This window comes from Vibrio sp. Vb1755, from assembly GCF_033338635.1.
GTDB lineage: Bacteria > Pseudomonadota > Gammaproteobacteria > Enterobacterales > Vibrionaceae > Vibrio > Vibrio alginolyticus.
Map to the genome: position 1 here is coordinate 1 of NZ_JAWOTA010000069.1, position 1911 is coordinate 1911.

The following is a 1911-nucleotide window of genomic DNA, read 5'->3' on the forward strand; positions in this document are numbered from 1 at the left end:
GAAATCTCTTTTAGTAAGCAACAAGACTTACTTGCAGCGAAAGCTCAAGAAGACATGTTGCGCGAAGAACTGGACAGAAAAAAATCAGATTTCCAATCATTGGGTTCGCAAAAGGCTCGCTATGAGCAATTGAAACGAGAAGTAGAGTCAAACAAAGATCTTTACGAAGCTTTCTTAAATCGAGAAAAAGAAACCAGCGCTACTAGCGATTACAAAAATGTGACCGCTCGCTTTACTGATAAAGCGATCATTCCACTGTTTCCTGTCGCGCCACAACGAATGAAACTGGTGCTTATCGCCACATTCTTCGGTTTTGCTATCGCTTGTGCATTGGCGATCATTTTAGAAACGTTGCGAGAAGTCATCCGCACTTCAAACGATGTTCAAGATAAGCTAGGCGTGACATGCTTGGGGGTTATCCCAATGGTGAAAAAACGTACCCTGCGAAAAAATGGGGTAAGTTATACCGCCTACTTAGATAAAGATGAAAAACTCTTTAGCGAAGCTTGTCGCTCTGTTCGAACGTCGTTGCTATTAAGGCTGACCAACACTAAGCAAAAGATCTTACCTTTTACTTCAGCGATTCCAGAGGAAGGCAAAACCTCCACCAGCATCAATATGGCGGTGTCCTTCTCGACTATGGAGAAAGTGTTGATTATCGACTGCGACTTGCGTCGTCCATCTTTAGCCAAACGATTCAATATTCCTGAGTCCCAGCCAGGTTTAACCAACATATTGACGATGGATACCGCAATAAAAGATTGTATCGTTCGCATCGATGACGCCAATTTAGATGTACTACCTGCTGGGCTGATTCCACCCAACCCACAAGAGTTGCTGGCATCCAATCGCTTCAAAAAACTACTGGACCATTTTCAAGATAAATACGATCGCATCATCATCGATACACCACCACTGTTGTCGGTCAGTGATGCGCTCATCTTAGGCCAATATGCGAACGGACTCATCACAGTGATTCGTTCCGAGTCCACCAAAGCATCACTGGTTAATGTCGCGCTATCTAAACAAATACAACACTCGATACCGTCTCTTGGCGTGCTTATCACTCAAGCAAAAGCTAAGGAAGGAGAGACTTTATATGTCCAGAAATACGCCTACTAATCCACATGCGTCTTGGTATCAGATATTAAAAAGCCAAGAACGCCCGGTGCTGATATATCAAATGGGTAAAGTCGGCTCGAGTGCGTTAGAAAAGTCGATTCCTAACTCGATTCATTTGCATGACCTTATGGCGATTGATGCTAACAAGCAGATCTCTCCAGTGAGAGCGAAGCTGCATCAACCAAACAAGCATTATGTAAAACGTCTGCTCAAGCGAAGCGTTATGAGCCACATGCTCAAACGTAAACAAGACGTGCGCATCATCTCATTGGTGAGAGAGCCGATTGGTAGAAATATCTCGATGTTCTTTCAATCGTTACCTTTCTGGATGGCAGAAAAATACCTAAATGACGACAGTGCAATTCGCTCTGAGCGTCCGCAATTGTTGCAAGAAGCTTTCGAAGAGCACATGAATCACCACTACCCTTTGGAGTGGTTTGATAATGAAATCAAAACGCTAACAGGGATCGACGTGTTCAATAAACCGTTCGATCATGAAGCTGGTTGCCAAACCTACCAACAAGGCAACTTTTCTCTGCTCGTAATCCGAAGTGACAAGCTGAAGCAATCACCAGCTACCGTTGGCGATTTTCTCGGATATCCAGTTGATGTGGTCCACGACAACCAATCAAACAACAAATGGTACTCCTCGCTGATCAATGAGTTCAAAAACAGCTATCAACCTAAACCTGAGTTTATTGAGGAAATGTTGTCATCCAAATTGACGACCCACTTTTTTACTTCAAGTGAAATTTCCGAACTCAAACAAAAGTATCAAATGGCGCACTG

At 43.5% G+C, this 1911-nt stretch carries 2 protein-coding genes; both read left to right on the forward strand.

The window, feature by feature from the left end; genetic code table 11:
• Nucleotides 1-1122, forward strand: a 1122-nt coding sequence (locus R7E00_RS22585; RefSeq protein WP_318124490.1) for a polysaccharide biosynthesis tyrosine autokinase, incomplete at its 5' end; no start/stop codon positions are given.
• Nucleotides 1100-1911 (forward strand): putative capsular polysaccharide synthesis family protein (locus R7E00_RS22590; protein WP_274026200.1); only part of this gene is annotated, 812 nt, incomplete at its 3' end. The genes R7E00_RS22585 and R7E00_RS22590, both read left to right, overlap by 23 nt.